Here is a 26,772-nt window from a genome sequence, read left to right on the forward strand (position 1 = left end):
GCAATATAGAAATTACGATAAATAATTACAGATCCAATTGAATACCTAAATTTGCTATTGTCCCGCTTCCTTTTACATAATAACGGCCTTCATTGGTGGCTCCTCTCACCTCCGCGTGCAGCGGGAAGTAATCATTATTTAGGATATTATTAACTGAAAAAATGAAAGCTAGATTCTTTAATTTATAGCGCGTTTGGAAATCCATCAGCCCATAGCCCGAAATCGGGTATTTGCCATAATTATATTCAGAAGGTTGAAAAACATCGCGTTTACCCAAATGTAAATATTGGAGATAGACGTTCCACCGATCTGTCAATTTGAAATCGGCATTAATATTTATTTTAAAAGGCGAAATAATGGAGTTGTCCAATTTATCCTTATACTTTCCCTCATTTTTCAAATCTTGCCTACCATCCATGTACCCGAGTATAGTACCAAACTTGAACCAGTCAACAGGAGTTATATCGACAACAAATTCCAAACCGTAAATACGTTGCGGCACTTGAATCAATTCATAATTACCAGGTGTTGACGTTTCTGCGAACGTACTGCCTTTTTTGGAGGAGCTATAATACCCTGTCAATTGGTAGCTCAACATAGAATAGGTCCCATTTAGACCCAACTCAACGTTATTGACGACTACTGGCTTCGGATCGATTTGACTCAAAGGTACTCCATTTCGCAATACAAGCCCCACATCGCCAATAGAATATCCTTGCGAAAATGAAGCAAAGGGCTGTAGGTATTTCAATTTATTATACCTTCCTGCCAAATTGAATACAAATGCATTTGAATTGCTCTTGTCTCCCGGAGTGACTTTCCCTGCTTTTGTCAGATCCCCTACCTTAAAATCCAAGTTTTCGTACCGCACACCACCTTTCACTATCCAGTAATCGGCGAGATTAAATTTACTTTGAAGATATAAAGCCCCACTTTTCATGTTCATATCGGGTGTCACTAATTCATCGCTCAACGTTTTTTGAACCGTGTGATCTTTTAAAAGATCTACTCCATAAATTAAGGTTACTTTATTGTTGTTGGATAGATCAAAGGGCGTACTGAAATTTAGTCTAGCTCCCTTATGATCAGAATAGTTTTGGTTGTAGGTTTCAAATACCGTGTTCATATCTTCATAATAAAGACTCATATTTGCTGAAGTCCGACCAAAGTTGCCATCATACTTTACATGAAAAGCTTTATTGTAAGGTGTTCCGCCATTAATCACTGTATCTGAAGGGATCCCAATAGCGGGTTTACTTCCAAACTCCCCCTTAGTGCCGACGTATTTACTATCCTGAACACTTCTATAATAGTTCCCCATCAATTCAATGCGATGATTATTGTTAATCTGATAACCAATCTTCGCCAAGGTATTATAACTTTTTGTCTCGCCCAGACCATAAAATGGACTTACAATGGTGCCATCAGAGCTGCGGACCACGCCGGTTCGCGCAATCTTTCCTTGCACGACATAATCAAACTTGTTTTGCGATCCCGAAAATACTTGTGCCAAATTATACCCATATGTTTCACTTGGTTTGACCAAGCTTAGGGAATTATTTAAAGAGGTTGACGAGTGAAAACTCTTGTCTGTCTTTGGCTTCTTTGTAATGTAATTAATTATACCACCGGCGGCACCATTTCCATACATTGCAGAGGCACCGTTGATGACTTCAATATGGTCAATTGCGCTAGCGTCAATCGTCTTCATATCTCTTCCGCCATTTCTTAAAGGAGTAGATTGAGGAATCCCATCAATAAGTACCAAAAAATTCCGACCACGTATTTTAGCGATGAAGTTGTTTTGGCTTTCCTCACTTGGAGAGATACTTGGCACTTTCTGCATTAAGATATTAGGTAAGTTGTCATTTATCAGACGCTGATCTTCTAAGGTCTTACCTCCGATATAGGTAATTGACGATGGTACTTCGTCGATGCTTTCAGCCAATCTGCTCGCCGTCACGACAACTTCATTCAAATGATTACTTGTTTGTTCCATGACAAAGTCCGGAAGCTCCAGAATTTCCCCTTCCAGTGCGATCTGCGATCTGATTTCTTGAAAACCAATATGCTTTACGGTCATGGAGTGAATTCCTTTAGGAATCTTTGAAAAAATAAAATTCCCCTCATTATCAGTCTTGGTACTATTTATCCCGTCAATATTGATATACACATTGGACAAACCTTTCCCCACTGAATTTTTCACTTTGCCCTTAATTATCCCTGGTTCTTGACCATGACCATTTTTCTTAAGAGTCATCGGTTTTTCCATGGAAAAACTTATTGCTGGAATTATAGAAAAACTTAAAACCAATAGACTACTAGCCAATATTGTATTCTGGGTAATAAACCAAGATCTTGTTGTTTTTTTCACGTATTTAAGGTGTTAAAAAAATCATTTGCCCTGTCTGCATATTGATGTCTTTCTATTTCCAAACCTTGCTATCCTGGAAATACTGCTCTGCAAAAAGACATAATTACTATTTAGACTAATTATTATTAGCGGCAAATATAGTAAAGTTGGGAAATACTTAAAGCTAAAAATTTAGAATAATAAGCGATCGAATAACTCCATCGATTATTCCATTAGGATGCAGAATGATAATAGCAGCAATAAATCTTAATGTACATTATGTTTTATGCTTGTTGTACTCCATTTTTTGCTGCTTCAACAGTCCCTAACTTTATCAAACAAAAGAAAACAGGTTCCTCTAGGTCAGATTTCATGAATACCGGAACCATTGACATTATAAAAAATTAGTATTAACATTTTAAATCTTAAAGTCATGGCACTTACAACAAGAATCAACGCGGACGATGTAGCGTTTTTATTGATCGATCATCAAAGTGGTCTATTCCAGACAGTAAAAGATATTGAAGTACCTACATTGAGAAGTAATGTAGTCGCTCTTTCACAGGTCGCCGCTATTGAAAACATTCCTGTTATTACAACTGCTTCAGAACCAAAGGGTCCGAATGGTCCATTGATGACAGAAATCCACGAAAATGCCCCACATGCACAATATGTCGGACGTACTGGTGAAGTAAATGCATGGGACACTCCTGCATTTGTTGAAGCTGTTAAAGCTACTGGTAAGAAAAAATTGGTTATTGCAGGTGTATTAACAAGTGTTTGTGTGGCGTTTCCTGCCATTTCAGCAATTTCGGAAGGTTATGAAGTTTTTGCGGTCATTGATGCTTCAGGCGATATGAGTCCATTATCAACACAAGTAACAATTTCTCGATTACAGTTGGCAGGCGTTATTCCCATTACGACCACAGCTGTAATTAGTGAAATATTAAAAAGTTGGAAACATACGGACGCTGCGAAATATGCACATGCACTTTCCTTGGTGATGCCTAATTATCAAGCTTTAATAGAAAGCTATTATAAAGCACAGGAAGTCGCACTAGAAAGCAAATAAGTATTTTTATTTTGTTTAACCATCTGCGGGATCGCTTTTACATAAGCTTATTCCGTAGATTACCTTCCGTTTAAAAAAAGCGTATCATCCGTTTTCATCACTTTTACCCTTTTCCTAAAGGAATAAAGGTCTTTTCCGTTTGGCAGTCTGGATAAGAAAATAAAAAAGTCCCAATTTCTCAAAAAGGGACTTTCTTAGTATATAATCAAATTACTTTTTTGTTTTTGACACTTGAGTTATCAGTGTATATTGCTGAGATGAACCATCAGCAGGAGGATTTCTGACCTCTTCGACCTTTACTTTGATCACATATTCATATCCTGATTCGTAGTTAAATCCCTGGATATTTCCATAAAAATATTCCCAGTTATCTGATTCTTCCGCCTTGACCTGCATGCACTTCATTGGGCTTACACCTTCGCAATCAACCAACTGCGGTCCCACAATCATTATTTTCTCATTGCTTTCAGCAGAATTTTTGCTACACTGGATAAAAAAGAATAAAATGAAGACGGCAAGAAGCCCCTTGAGTAATTGGTTTATACGTTTCATAAAAGAAATTTTAATAATAACTAATATAACCATTATATATATTCTTTACTATACCTATTTTACGCGCATCAGTATTGCTTATAACAACAATATTCAATATCTTCAAACCTGATGATTCTTCTTAAAGCGTTTGAGTTCACTTAACACAGCTTCTTTTTAGTAGTTTTTCCTATCGCGTTATAAAATTACGAAACGATTCGCTGATAATATTGTTCTTCAATAAACAATCGTATTTAATATGGAAGATCTATTATATTTGGCAGGTATCGGTATGGTGATCATGTGGTCTGTCACTTTTTTAGGCGGATTCATAACTGAAGATTTTATTCATATACTTTTATTTTTTGCGATGATAGTGTTTATATTTCGTGCAATTAAGGGTTTTAACAACTCTAAGGTGCATCAACCTCAACAGTAAATCAAAGCTATTAATAAACCAATCGACCGGCAATAAAGATGACGATCCCAAGCCAATTAAATCAAAATCAATGGTACGATATGCATAAACAGAAGAGCGACTTCGACTCCTGTCAAAGAATTTTGGAGGCTTTATGTGGCCACACGAAAATGAGATATGGCATGATACGCAAGAAAGATGGCCGGAAATGGGGAAATTGGTGTGTTTACGATTATCATTCTCAGAAGATCGTCAATAAAAATAGTGAACACTACGTTAAAATATATCAGGAAATAAGGAAAGGTTTCTCCCCTATTTACATTGATGATACCGAGCAGTGTTCTGTCGACGAATGGACACAAGTTCTTCACGAATTCGGTTTAAAAAGCTATATCTCTTACCCAATTATTAACAAAAATAATTCTATTGTTGGGCACTTGAGTTTCATGAACGCTGAACCAGTACACTTCGACCCAATTAAATTAGAGACGCTGCTACCTGTTTGCAGTGATTTGATTGCAATAGATTTCAAAACCATTATTGAACGTAGAAATACGAGGAAAAAATTGGAGCAGGAACTTAATTATTCCAAAAACAGAGAACTTGTTTTATCGTCCTTGGCTCACGACTTAAATAATCCCGTCAGCATCGTAAAAGTGATATCACAATATCTTGGCGAAAACATTAAAGATGAAAGCCAAAAAAACTTAATAAAGAAAATACAAGAGGCTTCATCACGCGTCAAAGGAGTGATAGATGATATTTTAGATTTCAGTAGTATCCGTCTTCAAAACAAGCTAATTAGAATTAATGATCATTATCGCATGGATGCATTGATCAAGCAAATTTTATCTGAATTTGAAGTATTACATAACAGAGCACTAATTGCCAACATCAACCTTCCAGTTGATGTACCTTGTGATCATCAGAAAATGGGGCGTGCATTCACTAATTTAATTGGAAATGCGATAAAACATGGTAATCCTTTTCAAAATATCGAAATAAATGCATTCATTCAAAAAGAAAATTTCATTTTTAGTGTTACAAATGAGGTCTCCTATCCTCAATATTCGGATCTTAAAGATCTATTTAAACCTTTTGTAAAAGGAGTCAATAGTAATGGGCTCGGATTAGGATTGTTTATTGTGAGTGAAATAGTAAAAATTCATAAGGGAAAAATAGCCGTAAATTTAAAGGACAATAAAATAACTTTTAACCTGATGATCCCAATAGATTCAACTACAGTTGTTCAATAGTAAAGTATAAACCAAGATTTCGTATTAAATTTTCGGCTGTTACCATCGTATTTTCTTTTATTACTACCTATTATTTATGTTCGCCTGTCTCCCTTGCTGCAAGTTCATCATGTGCAGTAAGATCAAGACGTAAAGGCGTAATAGAAACCAAATTGTGTTCTACTGCCCAGCGATCAGTACCTTTTTCAGCCGGTTCTAATGGCACCACTGTGATCCAATAGTTTTTCCTTCCCATAGGATCCTCTCCGGGCACCACACGGCCATCATATAAACGTACTGATTGTCTTGTCCAGGAAAGCCCCTCCGGGTTGGCTGGAAAATTCACATTATAGAGAGCAGGGCCTTTATTTTTCAGTAAAATCTTCAGCACATCGGTTGTCCACGGATACAATCCTTCAAAATCCGGCTCGGTCTTTCCTACGGGTGTGCTCAATGCTATACCGGTAATACCGAGCAGTGTCGCCTGCTTTGCCGCAGCCAAAGTTCCGGAATGCCACATGGAATTGCCTAAATTTGGTCCCATGTTAATACCCGAAAGTACAACCTGCGTATCGGGAAACATATGTAGACCCAACGCCACACAGTCTGCTGGAGTGCCATTTACCCTAAACGCTTCAATATCCTCAAAAGTTATCGGTGCACGTCGGTAGCTTAAGGGCCGGGAATGCGTAATAGCATGTCCCATAGAAGATTGCTCCACATCGGGCGCAACAATCTTTACCGTCCCAAACTCCTTTGCTGCATTTGCCAGTGCCGCAATCCCCGGTGAATAAATGCCATCATCATTGGTAATAAGTATATTCATAACTGTCCTTTTCTATGAAAACCAATCTCAAGCAGGCTTTGTTCAGCTTTTATGAAAGAACATGGCAAAAACATAAGGTTAGTACATAATCCTGCTGCTGGGGATGACTCAAACGGAGACAAAGATGAACTATGCCAATTGATTGAAGATCTTGGCCACAATTGCATTGTAGTAACCAAAAAAGATGCTGTCAAAAAAATCGACCCGCAGACAGACATCATTGCCCTTGCTGGCGGTGATGGGACTATAAGAATGGTAATTATGGCGCTATTGGAAAAAAAACTACGATTTAAAAGGCCAATCGCCATACTCCCACAAGGCACTGCAAACAATATTGCTATTTCTCTTGGTATTCCTTTGAACATTGAAAAAGCTATCGATCTCTGGAAAAATTGCCAACTTAAAAAATTCGATGTAGGAATGGTTATGGGGCTAGAAAGAAAGCCGTTGTATTTTATTGAATCCATTGGCTTTGGTGTATTTCCTTTACTGATGAAGAAAATGGATAAAAAAAATACAGAAGAGCTGAGCGCAGAAGATGAAATCAAAACCGCACTAAGGCAGCTTCGCAAACTGGTAGAAACATTCCGAGCTACCACACTAAGACTCACAGTGGCTGGAAATAATTATGAAAAAGATTGCATACTTGTTGAGATCATGAATATATCAAGTATGGGACCGCGGCTAGTTCTTGCTGCTGACGCTGACCCTGGAGATGGACAATTTGATATCATCATTGTCACTGTCGATCAACGCCAGGAACTTATTAGCTATATCGATGGACTATTGAATGGAACCAACGTCGAATTTAAAATAAAACCTATCCGGGCTAGTCGATTGGCGATGGAATGGGAAGGCAACGAAATACACATCGATGATGAGCACAAGAGTTACTTCGGCCAACAATTGAAGCTTACCTCGCTCGAAGGTATAGTTGAAATTGTCACTGGCAATAAATAAAATATGATTTGAACCAACGATAATGGATCAAAAAATGTTCTTTTTTAAAAAACTCGTTAAAATGAACAGATCTAAAAACACCAAAGAAACGCATGTTGGCATGCTTGTTCTTATCATCGCAGCCATTCCAAACCCAGATCCACGGGAGCCAAGCCCAGACTTATCCGAAGCTCAACAAGAGGGCACTTCCAAAGAAGATAGAGATCCCAATACCAATCAATCGGGTATTAAAGATGATCGTACCCATGACAGGGAGGAAGCGCAAGCCGAGCAGAAAGAAAAAGATGATGAAGATAAACCTGATCTTTCGGGTGATATCAATGTCTAGATAGGGCCACATCTTCTGCTAGCTGTATAGGTGTTGCGCCGACCTTAAAATAGCAAGATTGCTCAGCTAACACTGGAAGAAGCTTCCCATTTTTAATTTTTTTGTGGTGGAAAGAAAAATAGTTTTGGATTTATTTTGAAATAGATCCAAACCGCCTTTCCCATTTTAATCAATTCTTTTGATGGAAGGTTCCTCGAGCGAAACGCTAACAGTAAGGAAAGGGAAAAGCTGACCATAAAATTAAAGAATCCTATGATACCAATCCCTAAAATGCCCCAAATCCATATATCAGTAGATAGCTCCATCCCATGACCAAATAGTCCCAATGCCAGATTCCCACTGGCGAATGTAATGTGCCTTATATCTAGATTTAAACCTAAAAAAAGTCCAACGGAAGCTGTCGTTCCCATAAAGATCCCAAACCAAATATTGGATACGATACCAGCCCATTTTTTTTCATAAAACGAAGCTAGTTTGTTTGTTTTTGCCTGGCCGAATATTTTTTTCAATAGGGGATGTTCTTGAATGCGGTAGTACACAGAGTTGTGTTTGTCTCGGTTTGAAATACTGCCGGCAATAATCCCGGAAAGAAATAGAAAAATACCGGCGATAGACGCATGCAAGATCAGCGGTGTTTTTATTGGATTAAGATCATTGACCAGATGTAACCACTTGGCGCTCGCAATATTGACCTGAAACAATTGTTGAATTACCCAGACAAGAAAAAGGCTCATCGGAAAAGCCATCACAACATTACCAATAAAGGCAATAAACTGAGACCGAAATAATCGGGCAAACAATTCAGCAAATTTCCAATAACGATGTTTGCTGTCCCCCTGTTCGGAAATCCCTTGCTCAATAGCGTTCACCAATGCAGAAGCTGTCATCGCAGGCTGTTTGGTTGCCAAAGTTGCACCAAGAAGATAAATAAACGTAAAGCCAATCGCATAATTCATGCTGTAAAGAAATGCATGACCAAATTCACTGCTGTGTATCTTACCTAACAATAATTTAACGATGCACATAACGCCGACAATGAGGCCTCCTCCACAGGCTGAACGGAACATTTTCCAATATTCCTGTTTACTTGAGGTAATATAATGCTCACCGGTCTGCGCAGTATGATGCGTAATTTCGTAGGCCAAGAGCTGTGTACTCTGTCCAACCAATTTGCGAATATTGCTTTTCCGGGAATTATAACCAATAAGTGTAGTGCCCAGCGCAATCGTCTTTTGCCTCTTTTCATCTGCATGATCGATGACTAAAAACGACAAGATTTCTCGGATCCTTTCCAGTTGTTGCCGCATACGTAAGAGCGATTGATTCACTTTGATGGAAATTCCAAAACGATGTGAATTATCGAAAGCCGTTTCAATATACGATTCGCATTGCTTATGAAGTACCAAGATTTGTTTATAAGAAAGATCATCCGAGGAAATAAACTTATATTCTGATTGTAAAATACGATCATTCAATTCGGTAAACTCCCGCATAATAGCAATAAATGGGCTATCAAAATTTTGAAACTCGGGTACCATCTTGTTTACGTCTGTTTCCATTGCACGCCCGGTAATACGTTGAACCAACAGTTCCAACCCATACAATATTTCGGTCATTCCAAAACCCGTTTTGTCATCGTAAATCGTTTCAAATTGACATACACGAAACAGCTCATCGAACTGATGTTGCGGAATCGCGGCAACCCAGTCCGCATCCCCAGGTTTGTAAAAAACCTGATTTAACAGATATTGTAAAGTAGACTTAGGTGGTTGAAAAGGCAAATACCGCTCGGTGATTCTTTTTTTTAGTTCATAAAAAAAATCTGCGTAACTAATTATACCGGTATCAGAAATCAATTGATCAAAATCTTTTTCAGCCAAGACTCTTTTGAGATAAAGTTGAAAACATTGGAGTTCTTCGGGTGCTGCTGTAAGAAAGCCCAATAAAAATTGAATATCAACCTGATAAAGTACATGAACATGCTTTGGCCGGATGATGTCCACGAGTAAAACCAAAAAATCAACGTTTACATAAGCAGGATCCCTTAATTCACCTTTAAATCGTCCAAACAAACTTTTTACCTGCTGCTCTTTATCCTGTTCTTTTCTCATAAATTATAAAATCCCTACTCTAGATACCAAATTTGCATACATTTTGTTTTCCTACTCACAAAGATTGGCTCGCTGAATTGTGTCAAATAGCCACTTGAATCAATGATTTTGGTCATTTAGCTTCCACTTGAAGTTTTATACTTTTACAGGTAAGAAATTATAAATCAACGATTAACTTGATATAAGAGACGAAAATGAAAAATAACAATAAAATGAAGCCTGCAAAATTATGTTACGAACATATCGGCGGAAAACTCGGCCAACTTTTACTAGAGGCTCTGATTATAAAAGGCTGGTTAGCAAAAGTAGATCCTAGTGATAAAAATTTCTATATTACTGAATTTGGAGCATCTCAATTGACGGCATTTGGTATTGACCTATCGCAAATTAAATCCTGAACAAAATGAGTTTAATATTGGATTACGACAATTTCTTTCTACCCGTAGAAAATCTCGAGAAGGCAAAGGAATTTTATGGAAATCTACTTGGCCTAGAAACTAAATTCGATTTTTCGGATAAGGGAATGACGGCTTTCAAGATAGGTGACAATGAACCTGCAATCATTCTTAGTACATTACAACATACCAAACCGACGATTTGGTTTACCGTTGCCGATGTCAGGACAACATATGAACGGCTTAAGGAAAAAGGGATCGTATTTTTAAGCGAGCCATTTGAGATCATGACAGGTTTAGCAGTTGAATTTAACGATCCATCCGGAAACAAACTTGGAATAACAGATTATTCCAAATCAAATAAAGTGTAAAGTTCGGAGGTACCCGCTGAAGCAATGTATAGTTTAGTGTAATATATCGTATCTTGCTATCCAATTTTAAACCAAACATCAATGTTATGCGAAGAATCCTTTACTCCATATTAGCTACCGGCCTTATTTTTGCAGGATGCGCAGGAATGAAAAGCCAGGGAGATAATACTGGCTGGAAATCATTATTTGACGGAAAAGACATCAATGATTGGTTTGTTAAAATTCATCATCATGATGTCGGTGTGAACTACGGAAATACGTTTAGAGTCGAAGATGGAATAATTAAGGTCAGATATGATCAGTATGATGATTTTAATGATCAATTTGGCCATTTATATTATAAAACACCCTTTTCTTATTATCATTTAAAGTTTGAATATCGATTTGTAGGCGCGCTCCATAAAGGTGCCCCCTCCTATACGCTTCGTAACAGCGGCGTGATGTTTCATTCGCAGGACCCCAGAACAATGTTGAAAGAACAGGACTGGCCTATTTCTGTCGAAATGCAACTTTTAGGAGGATTGAGCGATGGTCAACCCCGTCCTACAGGAAATATGTGTTCCCCTGGAACCAATGTGGTCTATCAGGGCAAAATAGCTTCCTCACATTGTTTAAATTCTACTTCGAAGACCTATGATGGTGATCAATGGGTTAAAGGGGAATTGATTGTATTGGGAGATTCGTTAATCAAACACATCATTAACGGAGATACCGTACTAGAATATTCAAAACCTCAGATTGGAGGTGGAACGGCCAATGGGTATGACCCCAAAATGAAGATCGATGGTAAGTTGCTCAGCAGTGGATTTATCGCTTTACAGAGTGAAGGTCAACCCGTAGATTTTAAGAATATATGGATTAAGGAGCTGCCTACACCAAATAAATAAGGAGCTAAAAGAAGGTGTAATTAATAATCTCAAATTGTCATAAGGAACTTAAACAGTTACTGTTCTCGTGGTGCATAGCGCGCAAAAAAGAAATTGTCTAATGGCGAAAGCTCAACAATGATTTAGTATTTTTAAAATAATAAACACTTAAAACAAAGATGGTAACATCAGATTTAACTATGGACAAAATAACAAAAGAAGATATTATCGAAGCTGAGAACCAGCTTTTTGCGGCTCAGCTAGCAAGTGATGTAGATGCTCTTGACCTCCTTCTGTACGATAGTCTGGTAGCAATTGCGCCAGACGGCCAAATGCTAACAAAAGAAATGGATCTAAATGCGCATAGGTCAAAGGCAATGGTTATTGAACAAGCCGCAACAGAAATCAATGCGATCAAGCTCGTGGGAGATACCGCACTTTCAGTCGTTACGATGACGGCCAAAGGTCAGGTTATGGGGGCACCACTCGAAGGAAAATTCCGGTATTTTAGAACCTGGAAACGCATTGACAACTCATTAAAGGTTATTGGGGCAAGTTTTATGCAATTACCCTCATAAATAATTGGTAATAACTAATTAAAAAAAGAATATGTTAGCACTTGTCTGCATTACAAAAATTAAAAAACGTGCTTTTTTTGTAGCTTGTATTTTTTCTTGTTTTCTTATCTCTTGTCGAAATATTGGCCAACCCGTCAATAAACAAAAATCGGGTTCCTATTTTATTGATTCGAAAGGGCAGATCGCTTATTGTCAGAATGGAAATTGGTTTAGCTTGGGTATTTCACAAATGCAGGCTGACGCCAAATCGTTTGAAGTCCTGTCAGAAGATATCGCCAAAGATAAAAATGCGGTCTATTTTCGTGGGATGCCCCAAAAACTTGTAGACAAAAGTTCCTTTTATGTTGACCAGCAGATTCCAAAAGATCGTTTTCACGTTTATTATATCGATCAGGTCCTGGGCTTCCATATTATCGAAGGCGCAGATCCGAAGACATATGAGCCGGTTGCGGGTCATATAAACTGGGCACGCGACAAGGATCATTACTTCTATTCGAATGATCCCATAAAAGTCGACAGGAACACCTTTTCGTTCATCAACGATTACTTTCTAAAGGATAAAGACTCCGTATATATTTCACCTAATATCGGTACTTTTAAGGCAATTTTAGCCAATACTGGAAACGTTGAAGCGATTAACAAATATTACATAAAAATTTATGACACGATTTATTATCCGCCATTTCAACAGGGGTTAGCTGTTGTAAAGAGGCCATTTAACACCATTCACAAAATTCGTGTGCTTGATCAGGACCATATCAATATCGACAATAAAACTATCCTATTCAGAGGAAAAGATTTTAAATATGCGCATGTTGATGCCCCCTCTTTTAAATTATATCCTATTGATGAAGAAATTGACTCTTACGGAAGCAACTCCTATTCAAAAGACAAAAGTCACGTGTTCTATAATCAGGAAATAATCCCAGGTGCCTATGTAAAAACATTTATACCCTTGGGCAATGATTTTGGAAAAGACACAAAAAATGTGTTTTATAAAAACCAGTTGCTTGAAGAAGTAGATGCAAGAAGCTTTAAGAAGGAAGGCGATTTTTATAAGGACAAACTTGGCAATAAGTTTAGTAGCCTTACAGGAAAAAAGGTATAAAATCCATCATGGAAGCAATTAGTCAGACGTTAAGCGCTATACATCAAACAACATTCTCTTCCTTCCTTGGGTTCGCCACAATCCGACCAATATAACAATTTCTTTTTCCATTACTTACAAATTTGTTAGTAACACACAAATAGCTGCTTGACACCCAGAAGCAAGTATTTGCCTTTACATTTGCTCGTATAATTAATCATACACAACAGTTTTTATTTATGAAAAAATACGCATATATAGGCGCTTTGGGTTTTCTCGCAGTAATCACAACAGAGTTTGGCATTATTGGCATCTTACCGCAACTAGCCGATCATTATCATATCAGTATCGATAAAGCAGGTTATTTATTGAGTGCTTTTGCTTTGATCATTGCGATAACTGGGCCATTTATGACATTACTGGCTTCGGGATTCGACCGCAAGAAAGTCATGTTAACTGCCATCGCTATTTTCTTAGTCACAGCGATTGTCTCTTCATTATCCCCTCCTTTTTGGTTACTGCTTATTGTAAGAATTCTTCCGGCCTTTCTCCAACCTGTCTATATTGCAACAGCATTGTCTGTCGCCATTTTAAAAGGGGGGAAACAAAATGAAAATGAACTTATGAGTATTGTTTTCAGTGGTGTTGCGATAGCCATGGTAACAACCGTCCCCTTCGCCACCTACATTGCCAGTCTTTCTTCTTGGACATATTCTTTCACAATACAGGCAGTTGTCAGTATAATCGCGCTATTAGCGATCTATCTTACCATTCCTCCGTTGCCCGTGAAAGAAAAAAAAACCTATGGAAGTCAAATGAAAATATTAACCAAGCCCATCTTTTTGGTCAGCACCGCCATGAATTTCTTTATGGTATCAGCTTGGTTTTCTACCTATAGTTACTTAGCCGAGTATTTAAACAAAGCAAAGAATATGGACAGTACCATGGTTAGTTATATGTTATTTGTATTTGGTATTATCGGAGTCATTGCTAACTGGGTTGCAGGGAAAATGCTCAACCGAAATATTACGTTTACCACGGCCTTTTTCTTATCGGGTACACTTATTATCCCCTTACTACTGTATTTTTCCGATGACAATCTATTCGCCACGTTCTGTACGATTGCCTTGTGGGGATTTCTTTATTCTCCTAGCTTCTTAAACGCATCTACCTATATGATTTCCTCTGCACCCGAGGCGCTAGAATTTGCCAATAGTCTAGCGACTTCATTTGGCAATCTTGGGGTAACCTTGGGAACTACCGTAGGTGGCTGGATTATCGTTTCGAAAGGTGTAGAATTTTCGCCATGGCTTACGATGGGCTTTGGTTTTCTTGCTTTTTTGATGATCGCCCTACGACAGTTTCTAGAAAAACGTAGCGCAATAAAGCAAATAACGGTCGCGCAGTGTACATCGCAATAATATATTTTGCCCGTATCGTAAATAGCGAATGCACGGTCAATTTAGATCTAGTTAGCGTGAATAATCATTCCAGCGCGAACTAGATCTAACGCTTTCTCCTTAAAGACCATCGATAAGATACCAGCTCAGAATAATACCTATGACAAAAATTAACACAGCCACAATCGTGATGCTATTTGAAGTTTGAGTAAAGTTTTCCGCTTCAATCTGTTTGTTCGTTTTACGATATTTAAAGAAAGCGACAATAACTGTCAATGCACCTATGACTACAATGGAAACGCCAACAGCGCCAGAATGTTCATGCTGTGAGCCTGCAACTACATCTTTTTTTAAAATGAGCTCAATCTGACGAATAAATAATGAAAATTTAACAACTACAAAACCGAATCCCATAATCCCTAGGCTCGTCCGGATCCAAGCAAGGAAAGTTCGTTCATTAGCAAGATGGTCATTTACCTTTTGGGGGGTATTTTTATTCATTCGAAATAAATTTTGATCAACAAATACGTTAAAAGAATTGTAAAATTTATACCTAGCCTTAAGCAACCTGTTATGGCTGTGACTATGCTTTAGCACATATCGTTCACAGGTTAGTCAATTTTTTAAGGTTCAGCAATCATTTTGTTTGTTTTTCAATAAAACGCTGCAGAACGTTGAAAAGTTTGATTAATATTTTAATGATATTTTTTATAGCTTTGTTTAGGATGAAAAAGCTGCTGGCTATATGCTTCTTGACGATTTACATCGCGTCGGCAACCGAAATTTCACAATTATTGAGATTTCCGTTGTTGATTGAGCATTATTTTGAGCACAAAGTAAAAAATCCAAGCCTCTCTGTCGTCGATTTTCTGAACGTACACTACAGTGGGTACCACCTAGAGAATCACCCACATGACGATGACTATGAGAAAGATCAAAAACTTCCTTTTATGATGCATACAACCTCATACAACGCTGTTTTTGTGTGCCCCCAAATTGCTGCTATCAAAATTAAAAATAGATCCTTACCCGAAAAAAATAACAATACCGCTGTTTGGAATGATCAGTTTATAGAGGATACATTCATAACTTCCATTTGGCAGCCGCCCAAATTCTGTTAATACATCATACTTCTTATTATTTCGGTTGAAGACTTCCACCCGACCATAACTTTCACGTCAGTAAAAGTTTAAGTTTTGTCATGTCACAATTGCATCCTTTTTTATCGCTGCGATTCTATGCTTGGCTGAAGTCTCCCGCTATTATTTTACGATTTAACAGAATCTATTTATTATGCTTACGAAAATCATTGAGTTCTCTGTAAAGAACAAACTCATTGTAGCACTACTGATGTTGGCATTAATCGGGATAGGCACATATCAGGTGACCAAACTTCCTATTGATGCTGTACCTGATATTACCAACAATCAGGTGCAGGTCATCACTATTGCCCCTTCTTTTGGTGCAACGGATATTGAACGATTAATCACCTTTCCAATCGAACAGGCCAACAGTAATATTTCTGGATTACAGGAAATCCGGAGTTTTTCGCGATTTGGGCTATCCCTTGTAACCATTGTCTTCGATGGCAACATTGATGTCTATTGGGCCCGGCAACAAGTCGCTGAACGTCTGCAACAGGTACAGCAAGAAATTCCTCCAGGCATAGGTTCTCCCCAGCTGGGCCCTATTTCTACAGGTCTTGGAGAAATTTATCAATATGTCGTTCGACCCCAGTCGGGATACGAGCACAAGTATAATGTAACCGAACTGCGTACTATCCAAGATTGGATTGTCAGAAGGCAGCTGCTAGGCGTCAAAGGCGTAGCTGAAGTCAGTAGTTTCGGAGGAAAGCTGAAACAATATGAGATCGCTGTCAGCCCTGACAGACTCAATGCCTATGGGATTACAATCAACGATGTCTTTGACGCACTAAATGCCAATAACCAAAACACCGGCGGCGCATACATTGAGAAAGGACCAACAGTCCTTTATATCCGAAGCGAAGGACTGGTCGGTAACATTGACGACATCCAAAATATTGCGATTGCGGGTAAGCAAAACGACCTGCCGATTTTCATTCGGGACATTGCTCAAGTACAACCTGGCTATGCAACCCGCTATGGCGCGATGACCTACAACGACAATGGTGAAGTTGCTGGAGCCGTCGTGATGATGTTAAAAGGCGCCAATAGCAGCCAAGTCATTGCAGATGTAAAGGCCAAGGTAGAGGAAATCCGAAAAACATTGCCTAAAGGTGTCCTTATTGAACCTTTTCTTGATCGTACCAAAATGGTCAATAATGCCATCAGTACGGTACAGACAAATCTCTTGGAAGGAGCATTAATTGTCGTCTTTGTACTAGTACTCTTCCTAGGCAATATACGGGCTGGATTGCTCGTAGCCTCCGTCATTCCCTTAGCCATGCTATTTGCAATCTGCATGATGAACCTCTTTGGAGTGAGTGGTAACCTGATGAGTCTCGGTGCACTCGATTTCGGATTAATCATTGATGGGGCTGTCATTATTGTCGAGTCTGTGATGCATCAGCTTATGCAGCAGCAACGATTCAAAGAATTGCTCAAGGTGCCCGCTTCTGAAATGGATGATATGGTGACAGCATCTGCCGGTCGTATGATGAACAGTGCTGTTTTTGGACAGATCATTATCCTGATCGTTTACCTCCCCATCTTAACATTGGAAGGAATCGAAGGCAAAATGTTCAAACCCATGGCCGAAACAGTCGCGTTTGCTTTATTAGGCGCGTTCCTGTTATCGCTCACCTATATACCGATGATGAGTTCAATATTACTCCGTGCGAGAAATAGCAAACCTTCGCTTTCGGATCGGCTGATGAAAAGACTTGAAAAATTTTATGTCCATGTATTACTCAAAGTACTCCGACTTCCAAAGACTATTCTTGCATTGGTTATCTCGCTTTTTATACTTGCCGTAGTTACACTAAGTCACCTCGGCGGGGAATTTATTCCTTCACTAGAGGAGGGAGATTTTGCGGTCGACACGCGGGTTCTTCCAGGCAGTAACCTGACTACGACTATTGAAAGCACTCAAAAGGCTGCCCATATTCTGAAAAGCAGATTTCCTGAGGTCGAAAAAGTAGTCACCAAAATTGGCAGCGGCGAGGTGCCAACCGATCCTATGCCAATGGAAGCATCAGACATGATGGTTATCCTAAAAGACAAAAAAGAATGGACTTCGGCCCATACATTTCCAGAACTTGCTTCAAAAATGAGTATGGCCTTGACGGATGTACCCGGTATTACGGCCGGCTTTCAGTACCCCGTCCAAATGCGGTTCAACGAACTGATGACGGGGGCGCGGCAAGATGTTGTCCTCAAAATATTTGGAGACAACCTCGATTCTCTGGCCTTACATGCTCAGCAAATAGGTAAAATCATTGAAACGGTCCAAGGAGCCCAAAATCTTTACGTCGAACCTATTGGCGGACTTCCACAAGTCGTCATAACCTATAACCGTCCAATGATCGCCCAGCATCGACTCTCCATTGCTGACGTAAATAGAACCATAAATGCTGCTTTTGCTGGACAGAGTACAGGTCTGGTATTCGAAGGAGAGAAACGCTTTGACATGGTCGTCCGCCTAGCCGCCAAGGACCGAAAGAATATTACCGATATCCGTAACCTTTTAATCCCCACGCCTACGGGCAACCAAATTCCACTTTCCCAATTGGCACGTGTGGCCATTGAGCAAGGGCCAAATCAGATCCAACGTGAAAACGCACAACGCCGGATTGTCGTCGGATTTAATATCAAAGACCGCGACGTACAAAGTATCGTCCATGAACTACAAGCTAAAATTGATAAGGAAATCAAACTTCCAACAGGATACTCCATCAAATATGGCGGTTCTTTTGAAAATCTCAATAATGCCAAACAACGCCTCCTGATTGCTGTCCCTATTGCTTTAGCCTTAATCTTTATACTTCTATTCCTTGCGTTTAAATCTGTTAAAGAAAGTTTATTGATCTATAGTGCTATCCCATTATCGATTATAGGTGGGGTTTTCCTGTTGGCACTAAGGGGAATGCCTTTTAGTATCAGTGCCGGGGTTGGATTTATAGCCTTATTTGGCGTGGCTGTCCTCAATGGTATCGTATTGATCTCCGAATTTAACAGGCTTCAAAAAAGTGGCATCCGCAATATTGTACGCATTGTTGTCGATGGCGGAGAAAATCGTTTGCGCCCCGTTTTGATGACCGCATCGGTTGCCTCACTGGGCTTTATCCCCATGGCACTGAGCAATGGCGCTGGAGCTGAGGTACAACGCCCATTGGCAACTGTTGTCATTGGTGGCCTGCTTATAGCAACGTTATTAACATTATTCGTTCTCCCTTTGCTTTATGTAACTATAGAACGGGGATTTAAACTCAATAAATTAAAAGGACGACATGTTGCACCTCTTTTGATTGCATTTATTTTTTTAACAACAAACAATTCAACAGCACAGACTGTTGTTACTTTGGATCAATCTATTGAACTCGCTCTCCAAAACAACCATAACATAAAAATTGAAAAACTAAGAGCTGCCTATGCCAAAGCGCTAATAGGGTCATCCACTGCCGATATTCCGCAGATGGATATCAGTTTGGATTATGGCCAGATCAATAGCGCCTATCAGGATACAAAGGTCAGTATCAGTCAACGTTTTGGTTTTCCTGCGGTCTACAAAAGGCAACGGGCCCGCTATACCGAAGAATGGAAAAGAAGTCAACTACAAGTCTCTCTCAAAGAGTTTGAGCTTAAAAAGGCTGTCAGTCTTACCTATTACAACATACTGTATTGGCAACAAAAGGAACAGCTTTTGACTAAAGCACTGTCATTGTATAGCAGCTTTCTCGACAAAACCATTCTACGTCAAAAAGCAGGTGAAAGTGATGCCCTTGAAAGTGTAACCGCGAAGAATCAAAAAGCAGCTATCACGATCCAATTAAGACAGGTACGTGATGAGATAAAGGTACTTCAATTGCAATTCCAGTGGCTGCTAAATACGGAAGAGACCTACACCCTAAGTTCTATGGAAAAGATCGAATTTCGTCAGTTATCAATAACCGATCATCCTTTGCTCAAGGTATTGGAACAAGAAAAAATAGTCTCGGAACAAGCAACAAGGGTTGAAAAATCTAAATTGCTCCCCGAGTTGCTATTAGGCTATAATCTAAATAGTTTTAAAGGTACCGGTCCAGATAACAGGACCTACGACGCAAGTCCGCGATTCCATTCTGTACAGTTAGGTGTTGCCGTACCGTTATTTTCCAAAGGACAGAGAGCTCGGATCGAGACTGCACGTCTAGCGGAAACCATCGCCAGCGACGAATTGCAAAATGCACAATTTGAGCTTAAAAAAAGAGTACAAGAGCTTTCTCAACGCTATCAGACCAGTCTTGATATTGTCGATCAATATGAAACCGAAGGACTCAAGAATGCTGAAATAGTCTTTGAAACCGTACAGAAAAAATTCTCAAACGGCGCCATAGATTATCTCGAATTTGTCACTTTGGTCAACCAAGCAATCTCACTGAAAAGTAATTATACGGATGCGTTGTGGCAGCTCAATGAAAATGCCATTCTGCTTCATTACATTATGATAAATCGATAAAAATGAAAACGAAAAATCTTTTATCCCACTATATGGTTTATGTGTTGGCTGTACTCTGTATTTCTTGTCATCGAAATACGGAAAGTGCAGCCTCCACGCCACCAGGCCCCAAAGACGAAAACCTGGTTTCCCTAACAGATGCCCAGTTGCGAAATGTGCATTTAGAAATAGTAACGCTTGCGGACGAACCGATAACCAACATCTTAAAAGTCAATGGAAAAATAGATGTTCCGCCTCAAAACTTCGTGTCGGTAAGCATTCCTTTAGGAGGATACTTAAAAAGTACCAAGCTGCTTCCTGGTATGAAGGTTTCAAAAGGAGATGTTATAGCAGTTGTGGAAAATCCACAGTTTGTGCAGCTTCAGCAAGATTATCTCTCGGCCCAATCAAAGTTACATTTTGCCCAGCTTGACTTCAGACGTCAAAAGGAACTCAACCAGAATCAGGCGAGTAGCGATAAAGTAATGCAGCAAGCTCAGGCCGAAATGAACAGTCAACAGATTATAATGAATGCCATTGCAAAACAGCTAGAGCTCATACATATTCAGCCCAGTACAGTTTCTGCTGAAAATATTCGAAAAAGTGCTCCCGTATACAGCACTATAGATGGCTATGTGAGCAAGGTTAATGTCAACATCGGGAAATATGTGAATCCTTCAGATATCCTCTTCGAATTGATCAATCCAACGGATATCCATCTGAACCTCAAAGTCTATGAAAAGGATCTTGAACAGCTTCGCCCTGGACAGCTTCTATTGGCGTACTCCAATGCTAACCCAAGTAAAAAGTACAATGGAAAAATCCATTTGATCGGCAAAGATGTCGATCCCTCCGGCATGACAGATGTGCATTGTCATTTGGACAAATATGATCAGAATATGATACCTGGTGTATACATGAATGCTGAAATACAAACAACGGCTACGTTGGGGCACGCTCTGCCTGAAGAAAGTATCGTAGACTTTGAAGGAAAAAATTATGTATTCATATCGGAAGGAAACAGCAATTATCGCCTGGCGGAAATAGCAGTTGAGGAGCCTCAAAAAGGGCTAGTGAAGGTATTGAATTACCGCGATTTTGAAGGGAAGAAAATCGTTAGCAAAAATGCCTACACGCTCCTAATGCAACTAAAGAACACATCAGAAGAATAAAACATACGTCATTGGAGAAAGACCTTTCCTGCATTTAGGAAAGGTCATAACCTCCCCCTCGGCTCCTACTCTATTTTTTATACTGGATCTTAAAGCAAAGGATCGAGAGATTCTTTTATAGTACGTTCTAGGTCCACCCCAGATCCTCCGGTATCCATGATAAAACCATTTCGATCAATGATATAAACCTTTGGTAATCCCTGCACCCGATAGTTAATTGCTGTTTTGCTATTCAGCGCTTGCTGATCGCCCACATTGGTCCAGGATATGCCGTCTTCGACCGCTGCTTTCTTCCAAATCTCCCTATTTGTGTCTAGGTTAAAAGATAGGATCTCTAGACCTCGTTTTTTATATTTAGCATACAACATCGGTAGCTTCTTATTACTTTTTCTACAAGGCACACACCAAGCAGCCCAAAAATCGAGAACAACAATCTTTCCCCGAAAATCAGTCAAATTCACATCATTATTATTAAGGTCTTTGACAATAAAAGCTGGAGCCAGATCCCCTCTTCTAAGTTCCTTTGCTTGGAGAAATTCCTTTAAGAACCGTCCTGTTCTACTTTTTTTCATATTCTGAGAGAACCTATCAAAAGCCAACTGCAAGGAATCTCTTGTCAATGATGTCCTTAAGAAATAGAGTTCCTGCATAAGTGGATAAGACGGTGTTTTATCAAAAATATTGTGGACTCTCAACTGTCTGATGGACCGATAATAATGGTCCGATGCTATTTTCAACTCCACCAGTTGGACCGAATCGGTTTCAATTTCAATTTTTCGGTCAAGCTCAGCTGCTCCTTTCCACATGGGATCCAGTTGCCTATTGATTGGGATGGCATCAGCCTGTGATCTGGAATTCAGCACCGCTATATCCGAAAAATGTAAACTATCGCCTAATATCTTCATGCGAGCCGGTTCAATCCAGATGACTGCCCTCAAATTGGGCTTTGCCGTTAGTACATATAAAGAAGGCTCCTCTAGAGTTCCTTTTATGGCACATTTTCCATCCTTAAGTATGACGTCATAGGACCGACCACCTTCCTGGAAGCTATTCAATTGAAGCTTTGCGCCATTGGAAAGTCCCGAGATATCAAATTGTATTTCGAAAGGCTTTCCTTTTTCTTGCTGAGCCAAGCAAGCTAGCGGTAAGAAAAATAAAAAAGGAAATATTTTTTTTAGTATCATCATATGCATAATTGGTTTACCTATCAAAAACTAATATCCTTCCTCTCCGACCCACTTAAACGGGTATTTCTAACAAAACCTGCCCCTTTAAAACGATATTGCAAACCAACTATTTCAGTTGGTGCATTTTTAATCATCGTAGTGTATGTAGGTTTATCATTGATCCAAAATTTAACCTGCTGATTTTTACAAACTATTTTAAGCTTGGTCCACTTGGAAAGATCGCAGCCAAATCCACTGAGGTCATCTTGTTTGCTATCCGTATAAAAGCCACCAGCTGTAAGAGCTATGTCACCGATACAGGCTGTATTTACTAAAGGTACAATGATGATATCGTTTTTAGCCTGTAAGAGTACTTCCACACGCTGGCAATTATTACCATTATTGCTCGCTCCTGTTTTGATGTCTGTTTCAAAACTAAAGTTGTCGGTCATAACTCCTGTCATATCCTTTTGATTGTAAAGTCTTACCAGTGGAGCATCAGGGAGGAGGTCGACGTTATAGCTATTCAACAATTCCTGAGTAATGGCAGTTTCATGGGGTAACACGATTTCAGTTTTTTTGAAATACAAAGGCTCCTTTCCCGAGGCTGCTTCTACTAATCCTAGCCAGCCATTGGTTTTAATCTGTATATCATGTTCTCGAACAATTTTATTCCCAATAATCAGTTTAGCTCTAAAGTAACCTGGATAATAATAAATCGCAGAATGGTGTTTGCCCTTTCTATCCACCTGTATCTTACGGCTGGTGTCCCAACTTTGTGCAATAAATACCGAATCGTTTTCATTTGCAGCAGAAGCATCGTAATTAAAAACGACCGAATTTGGCAAGCCTTCTGTCAGCATTGTCTTCGACGAGAAGTGGAAGGCACTATTATTAATAGGCTTCTTATTTGGAATAAACCTATTACCGAAAAGTCCGACCAAGACAAGGACGAAAACAGATGAAATAGCGATAATAAATATAGGACCGTGCTGTTTTCTTTTCTTCACCTTTGGTTCAAAAGCGGATTTATGCAATGCCTGCTCCTGCGGTATATATTTCTGTGCATAAGCATTCCGAAAAGCCCGCCAGTCCTCATGATCAACGTAGCGCGCCAATGTATTTAATGTCGTGAGGGCTGGTTTGCTCTGGTAATCAATCCTACCAAAAATCCGCTTCAACGTAGAAACACTAAGTATTACTCCCGTTTTCTCCTGTATCTTGTCCGAAAGTTTTTCAAAATCAGCTGTACTCCAATGAGCTGTTTCCCCCCATTCAAGTTGATTTTCAATGGAATTCTTAAGATGCAGAAACAATTCGGGATCACTCAACTTAACCATAATTTATTATATATCAACATTTTAAAAACAAACAATCTGCTTGAACAAACTTGAATAAACTTGCCGCAAGGTTGAGCGAGTTGAAATAAGGTCTATCCGTTAAATTTATCAAAAATTTAATTAACATGAAAAAGATATTTTTGACACTAGCCTTCATATGGGTCATTCTATTACAAAGTTATACTCAAGAAAAAAATAGCAAAGCATCAATAAGCAAGAGCATTCCATTAAACGCAGAACAATGGTCCTTCCAGCACGGAAAAGTTGATTTTCTAAACTTTAAAGGTCGTAAAGCAATGAAAATCGCTCCAGCATCTGGTCCAGTCGTGATTAAAGACTTAATTTTTAAAGACGGAACCATCGAGTATGATGTGATACCTTCAAAAACAGAGTTCGCCAGCGCCATTTATTTTCATCGAAAAAATGAAAAAGAACAGGAGATTGTCTATCTCCGAGTTCCTAAAATGGCTCATCCATTCGCTAATGAAGGCATTCAGTACTGTCCCATCTTAGACGGTGTCAACATGTGGGACATCTATCCCCAATATCAGGCACCTGCGGCTGCTAAAACAGAAGAATGGAATCATATTAAACTCGTCATATCAGGTGTGCAAATGCAGGTTTTTGTCAATAACAGCTTGAGATTGACCGTACCAAAACTCGAGGGACGAGAAAATACTGGAAGCATTGCCTTCGACGGCGATGCATACATCAGTAATATCGAGATTAAACCTAATGAAATTGAGAACCTACCGCAAGCCGAAGGTGTGGACCTGACCCGACATGAGGCCAATTATATCCGAAGTTGGTCGATAACCCAACCCACGACTTTGGAAGAAGGGCGAGAACCAACTACTTTTCGTGACCTGCCGAAAGACGAAGCCTTCACGGAAAAAATAGCAACCGAGCGGTATGGATTGGTAAACCTTACAAGACGCTTCGGTAGTGCCGAAAAGCGTCGGATAATATGGCTAAAAACTATTATTACAGCACAAGAACCTACATTAGCTAATCTCCAGCTTGGATTCTCAGATGAAATATGGCTTTACCTAAATGATCAGATTACCTACACAGACAAAAATATCTTTAGGCAGAATATGAAAAGGTATCCCGACGGAAGGATATCTGTACAGAACGGGAATAGCCGCTTAAAACTTAAAAAAGGTGAAAACCAATTGCTCATTGGAATATCCAATGATTTTTATGGCTGGGGATTGATGGCACGTTTAGAAAATATGGAAAATATTACCGCCATAGAACCTTATGAGGTAAAAAAACGGGCTATCGAACACATCGAGCGCTATTTGGGCACCTATGCTGCCGAGATATCGCCCGCATTTAAGCTCACCTTTGTACAGAAAGACAGTATGCTTATTTTAGAGGCCCCCAGTCAAGAAAATGTAGCGCTCGATTATCTTGGAAATGATCTCTTCAAAATGGGGCTTGGAATAGAACTTCAATTTACGCCTGACCTAAAACAAGTCGTAAGAAAAGAGAATGAGTTTGAGATGAAATTCATTAAAGAACAATAGTATAAAGTGTTAGAATATGGCCCTTAAAACTTTAATAATAACAGGGACCTTATAGGGACTTCATACGGACCTTATAGGGACCTCATTCGGATGAATAGCTATAAACTCCCTTTAAATTCCGTATCACTTTATGGTAAAATAAGCATTAATCGTGATGCCTTTGCTTATTAATATTATATCTTCCAGCAAGCTATTTCATCCTTCTCGAATTGCTTGATACATCTTAAGGATATGTTAAACTTTTAACATTAACACTTTTTAACCATGGAATATGATACCTTTAGCAAAAATTATAATTTACATCAACCACAAATGCCCTTTTTAGACCATGTCCTGCAAGTTCCAACCTACGGATGGAAAGACGCCGATGGAAATCTCGTAAAGCCAAGCAAAAAAGAAATTTTCACTGAATTCTTCAAACGCCTTAATATTTTTAAGGATAAACGAAATTGGTTACCCTTTTTTAGCTGGTTAAAAGTAGCTTGCCTCATCCCCTTTTTTATCCTCTTTTTGGTTTACCATTTCAGTTGGTGGACTGTGTTAGCCGCGTTCCTGTACAGTATGATCGTTATGGGGACCCATGGAACGATATGGCATCATCGATTTGCGACACACGGCGCATTTAAATTCCGCAACGGTTTCTGGCGTTTTTTCACGCAGAATTTGACCATCAATGTAATTCCCGAAGAAATATATGTTATTTCACATCATGTTCACCACGCAAAATCCGATAAACCGGGTGATCCCTATAATGCCCAAGCTGGCTTTCTATACTGTTTTTTAGCCGATGTAAATCACCAGCCTATTGCTAAGAACCTTACGGAAAATTCCTATAACCGCGTCAAATTGCTTATGCGACACACGGGTGTAACAGCTAATAGTTATGCGCAATATCAAAAGTGGGGGTCGTACGTCAATCCTTCACATGCAATAGGATCCTGGATATTAAACTGGGCTTTTTGGTATGCCGCCTTTTATTTAATCGGTGGTCACGCACTTGCCTGTACACTCTTTGGAGCCGCCGGCTTTTGGGCAGTCGGTGTGCGCACATTCAACTATGAAGGGCATGCAAAAGGTGAAGACAAACAACGTGAAGGTATCGATTTCAATGAGAGAGACAAATCCATAAACCAGTTATGGCCTGGCATTGTAGCAGGCGAATGGCACAACAACCACCATTTATATCCAAAGAGTGCGCGGAGTGGCTTTAAGCCTTATCAGATAGATCTCGCATGGTGCTATATTAAAATGATGCATAAATTTGGAGCCGTCAGCAGCTATCGGGATGATAAGAAAAGATTTGATGAACTATATCGTATCCCATACCTAAAATCAAAAGAATAGTCAATCGTTGCATTTCGAAGCGATCTTGGTCCTTTTCCATTTAATGTAATAAAGTTTCAAATTTTATTTGG

General features: G+C 39.3%; 23 protein-coding genes. 16 read left to right on the top strand and 7 right to left on the bottom strand.

Annotated elements, in window-relative coordinates:
- Positions 1–25 precede the first annotated feature (25 nt).
- Positions 26–2,272, bottom strand: a complete 2,247-nt coding sequence (locus tag B3297_RS11285) for a TonB-dependent receptor (RefSeq protein ID WP_070566828.1) — start codon at positions 2,270–2,272, stop codon at positions 26–28.
- A 514-nt stretch (positions 2,273–2,786) separates the two neighbouring features.
- Between B3297_RS11285 and B3297_RS11290 the strand changes: the two genes are divergently transcribed.
- Positions 2,787–3,425 carry an isochorismatase family protein gene (locus B3297_RS11290; RefSeq protein ID WP_070566830.1) on the top strand — a complete coding sequence of 213 codons (639 nt, stop codon included), beginning with the start codon at positions 2,787–2,789 and terminating at the stop codon, positions 3,423–3,425.
- Positions 3,426–3,635: 210 nt separating this feature from the next.
- On the opposite strand, the gene B3297_RS11295 is transcribed toward B3297_RS11290, so the two are convergent.
- Positions 3,636–3,977, bottom strand: coding sequence for a DUF4377 domain-containing protein (locus B3297_RS11295; protein ID WP_070566833.1), 342 nt, complete (start codon positions 3,975–3,977; stop codon positions 3,636–3,638).
- A 238-nt stretch (positions 3,978–4,215) separates the two neighbouring features.
- Here B3297_RS11295 and B3297_RS24875 point away from each other — a divergent pair, with 238 nt between their 5' ends.
- Both B3297_RS24875 and B3297_RS11300 read left to right on the top strand, forming a co-directional pair.
- Positions 4,216–4,395, top strand: a complete 180-nt coding sequence (locus B3297_RS24875; RefSeq protein WP_070566836.1) for a lmo0937 family membrane protein — start codon at positions 4,216–4,218, stop codon at positions 4,393–4,395.
- An 80-nt stretch (positions 4,396–4,475) separates the two neighbouring features.
- Positions 4,476–5,630 carry a GAF domain-containing sensor histidine kinase gene (locus B3297_RS11300; protein ID WP_175442011.1) on the top strand — a complete coding sequence of 385 codons (1,155 nt, stop codon included), beginning with the start codon at positions 4,476–4,478 and terminating at the stop codon, positions 5,628–5,630.
- A 70-nt stretch (positions 5,631–5,700) separates the two neighbouring features.
- Here the strand turns inward: B3297_RS11300 and surE are convergent, their stop codons facing one another.
- Complete coding sequence (gene surE, locus B3297_RS11305) at positions 5,701–6,435, bottom strand: 5'/3'-nucleotidase SurE (protein WP_070566840.1); 735 nt, start codon at positions 6,433–6,435, stop codon at positions 5,701–5,703.
- A gap of 51 nt (positions 6,436–6,486) precedes the next feature.
- On the opposite strand from surE, the gene B3297_RS11310 reads away from it, so the two are divergent.
- A complete protein-coding gene (locus B3297_RS11310; protein WP_070566842.1) occupies positions 6,487–7,395 on the top strand; it encodes a diacylglycerol/lipid kinase family protein in 909 nt (302 codons plus the stop codon).
- Between the two features lie 61 nt (positions 7,396–7,456).
- Positions 7,457–7,723, top strand: a complete 267-nt coding sequence (locus B3297_RS11315) for a hypothetical protein (protein WP_139145015.1) — start codon at positions 7,457–7,459, stop codon at positions 7,721–7,723.
- Between the two features lie 92 nt (positions 7,724–7,815).
- Here B3297_RS11315 and B3297_RS11320 read toward each other — a convergent pair whose 3' ends face one another.
- Positions 7,816–9,834: a recombinase gene (locus B3297_RS11320; RefSeq protein WP_070566846.1), complete on the bottom strand. Its 2,019-nt coding sequence runs from the start codon at positions 9,832–9,834 to the stop codon at positions 7,816–7,818.
- 194 nt (positions 9,835–10,028) lie between these two features.
- On the opposite strand from B3297_RS11320, the gene B3297_RS11325 reads away from it, so the two are divergent.
- The 6 genes from B3297_RS11325 (at position 10,029) to B3297_RS11350 (ending at position 14,552) form a co-directional block, all read left to right on the top strand.
- Positions 10,029–10,232, top strand: coding sequence for an ArsR family transcriptional regulator (locus B3297_RS11325; RefSeq protein ID WP_070566847.1), 204 nt, complete (start codon positions 10,029–10,031; stop codon positions 10,230–10,232).
- 5 nt (positions 10,233–10,237) lie between these two features.
- Entirely contained in the window at positions 10,238–10,600 is a 363-nt protein-coding gene (locus B3297_RS11330; protein ID WP_175442012.1) for a VOC family protein, read from the top strand.
- A gap of 86 nt (positions 10,601–10,686) precedes the next feature.
- Positions 10,687–11,487 (top strand): 3-keto-disaccharide hydrolase, encoded by an 801-nt coding sequence (locus tag B3297_RS11335; protein WP_070566848.1) that lies wholly within the window; start codon positions 10,687–10,689, stop codon positions 11,485–11,487.
- Positions 11,488–11,666: 179 nt separating this feature from the next.
- A complete protein-coding gene (locus B3297_RS11340; RefSeq protein WP_083296000.1) occupies positions 11,667–12,044 on the top strand; it encodes a nuclear transport factor 2 family protein in 378 nt (125 codons plus the stop codon).
- Positions 12,045–12,075: 31 nt separating this feature from the next.
- Positions 12,076–13,152, top strand: coding sequence for a DKNYY domain-containing protein (locus B3297_RS11345; protein ID WP_217493543.1), 1,077 nt, complete (start codon positions 12,076–12,078; stop codon positions 13,150–13,152).
- Positions 13,153–13,370: 218 nt separating this feature from the next.
- Positions 13,371–14,552: an MFS transporter gene (locus B3297_RS11350; protein WP_070566850.1), complete on the top strand. Its 1,182-nt coding sequence runs from the start codon at positions 13,371–13,373 to the stop codon at positions 14,550–14,552.
- Positions 14,553–14,651: 99 nt separating this feature from the next.
- Here B3297_RS11350 and B3297_RS11355 read toward each other — a convergent pair whose 3' ends face one another.
- Positions 14,652–15,032 carry a YidH family protein gene (locus tag B3297_RS11355; RefSeq protein WP_070566851.1) on the bottom strand — a complete coding sequence of 127 codons (381 nt, stop codon included), beginning with the start codon at positions 15,030–15,032 and terminating at the stop codon, positions 14,652–14,654.
- A gap of 224 nt (positions 15,033–15,256) precedes the next feature.
- Between B3297_RS11355 and B3297_RS11360 the strand changes: the two genes are divergently transcribed.
- The 3 genes from B3297_RS11360 to B3297_RS11370 all read left to right on the top strand — a co-directional run bounded on the left by B3297_RS11360 (position 15,257) and on the right by B3297_RS11370 (position 21,319).
- Positions 15,257–15,652: a hypothetical protein gene (locus tag B3297_RS11360; RefSeq protein WP_046675112.1), complete on the top strand. Its 396-nt coding sequence runs from the start codon at positions 15,257–15,259 to the stop codon at positions 15,650–15,652.
- A gap of 172 nt (positions 15,653–15,824) precedes the next feature.
- Entirely contained in the window at positions 15,825–20,168 is a 4,344-nt protein-coding gene (locus B3297_RS11365) for a CusA/CzcA family heavy metal efflux RND transporter (RefSeq protein ID WP_070566855.1), read from the top strand.
- Positions 20,169–20,170: 2 nt separating this feature from the next.
- Entirely contained in the window at positions 20,171–21,319 is a 1,149-nt protein-coding gene (locus tag B3297_RS11370) for an efflux RND transporter periplasmic adaptor subunit (RefSeq protein ID WP_070566857.1), read from the top strand.
- Positions 21,320–21,408: 89 nt separating this feature from the next.
- Here B3297_RS11370 and B3297_RS11375 read toward each other — a convergent pair whose 3' ends face one another.
- Positions 21,409–22,506: a TlpA disulfide reductase family protein gene (locus B3297_RS11375; protein WP_286775145.1), complete on the bottom strand. Its 1,098-nt coding sequence runs from the start codon at positions 22,504–22,506 to the stop codon at positions 21,409–21,411.
- Between the two features lie 20 nt (positions 22,507–22,526).
- Positions 22,527–23,825: a hypothetical protein gene (locus B3297_RS11380; RefSeq protein ID WP_070566861.1), complete on the bottom strand. Its 1,299-nt coding sequence runs from the start codon at positions 23,823–23,825 to the stop codon at positions 22,527–22,529.
- Positions 23,826–23,950: 125 nt separating this feature from the next.
- On the opposite strand from B3297_RS11380, the gene B3297_RS11385 reads away from it, so the two are divergent.
- On the top strand, positions 23,951–25,357 hold the full coding sequence (locus B3297_RS11385) for a hypothetical protein (protein WP_070566864.1): 1,407 nt from the start codon (positions 23,951–23,953) through the stop codon (positions 25,355–25,357).
- 264 nt (positions 25,358–25,621) lie between these two features.
- Positions 25,622–26,701, top strand: coding sequence for a fatty acid desaturase (locus tag B3297_RS11390; RefSeq protein ID WP_239468819.1), 1,080 nt, complete (start codon positions 25,622–25,624; stop codon positions 26,699–26,701).
- The last annotated feature ends 71 nt before the right edge of the window (positions 26,702–26,772 follow it).

It is taken from the genome of Sphingobacterium sp. UBA3519 (assembly GCF_002377215.1).
Lineage (GTDB): Bacteria > Bacteroidota > Bacteroidia > Sphingobacteriales > Sphingobacteriaceae > Sphingobacterium > Sphingobacterium multivorum.

Coding starts and splice junctions, on each gene's coding strand:
- B3297_RS11355 (WP_070566851.1), bottom strand. CDS start 15,032: ATGAATAAAAATACCCCCCAAAAGGTAAATGACCATCTTGCTAATGAA.
- B3297_RS11385 (WP_070566864.1), top strand. CDS start 23,951: ATGAAAAAGATATTTTTGACACTAGCCTTCATATGGGTCATTCTATTA.
- B3297_RS24875 (WP_070566836.1), top strand. CDS start 4,216: ATGGAAGATCTATTATATTTGGCAGGTATCGGTATGGTGATCATGTGG.
- B3297_RS11345 (WP_217493543.1), top strand. CDS start 12,076: ATGTTAGCACTTGTCTGCATTACAAAAATTAAAAAACGTGCTTTTTTT.
- B3297_RS11300 (WP_175442011.1), top strand. CDS start 4,476: ATGCATAAACAGAAGAGCGACTTCGACTCCTGTCAAAGAATTTTGGAG.
- B3297_RS11375 (WP_286775145.1), bottom strand. CDS start 22,506: ATGATGATACTAAAAAAAATATTTCCTTTTTTATTTTTCTTACCGCTA.
- surE (WP_070566840.1), bottom strand. CDS start 6,435: ATGAATATACTTATTACCAATGATGATGGCATTTATTCACCGGGGATT.
- B3297_RS11365 (WP_070566855.1), top strand. CDS start 15,825: ATGCTTACGAAAATCATTGAGTTCTCTGTAAAGAACAAACTCATTGTA.
- B3297_RS11320 (WP_070566846.1), bottom strand. CDS start 9,834: ATGAGAAAAGAACAGGATAAAGAGCAGCAGGTAAAAAGTTTGTTTGGA.
- B3297_RS11315 (WP_139145015.1), top strand. CDS start 7,457: ATGAACAGATCTAAAAACACCAAAGAAACGCATGTTGGCATGCTTGTT.
- B3297_RS11340 (WP_083296000.1), top strand. CDS start 11,667: ATGGACAAAATAACAAAAGAAGATATTATCGAAGCTGAGAACCAGCTT.
- B3297_RS11335 (WP_070566848.1), top strand. CDS start 10,687: ATGCGAAGAATCCTTTACTCCATATTAGCTACCGGCCTTATTTTTGCA.
- B3297_RS11290 (WP_070566830.1), top strand. CDS start 2,787: ATGGCACTTACAACAAGAATCAACGCGGACGATGTAGCGTTTTTATTG.
- B3297_RS11380 (WP_070566861.1), bottom strand. CDS start 23,825: ATGGTTAAGTTGAGTGATCCCGAATTGTTTCTGCATCTTAAGAATTCC.
- B3297_RS11285 (WP_070566828.1), bottom strand. CDS start 2,272: ATGGAAAAACCGATGACTCTTAAGAAAAATGGTCATGGTCAAGAACCA.
- B3297_RS11325 (WP_070566847.1), top strand. CDS start 10,029: ATGAAAAATAACAATAAAATGAAGCCTGCAAAATTATGTTACGAACAT.
- B3297_RS11370 (WP_070566857.1), top strand. CDS start 20,171: ATGAAAACGAAAAATCTTTTATCCCACTATATGGTTTATGTGTTGGCT.
- B3297_RS11330 (WP_175442012.1), top strand. CDS start 10,238: ATGAGTTTAATATTGGATTACGACAATTTCTTTCTACCCGTAGAAAAT.
- B3297_RS11360 (WP_046675112.1), top strand. CDS start 15,257: ATGAAAAAGCTGCTGGCTATATGCTTCTTGACGATTTACATCGCGTCG.
- B3297_RS11390 (WP_239468819.1), top strand. CDS start 25,622: ATGGAATATGATACCTTTAGCAAAAATTATAATTTACATCAACCACAA.
- B3297_RS11295 (WP_070566833.1), bottom strand. CDS start 3,977: ATGAAACGTATAAACCAATTACTCAAGGGGCTTCTTGCCGTCTTCATT.
- B3297_RS11310 (WP_070566842.1), top strand. CDS start 6,487: ATGAAAGAACATGGCAAAAACATAAGGTTAGTACATAATCCTGCTGCT.
- B3297_RS11350 (WP_070566850.1), top strand. CDS start 13,371: ATGAAAAAATACGCATATATAGGCGCTTTGGGTTTTCTCGCAGTAATC.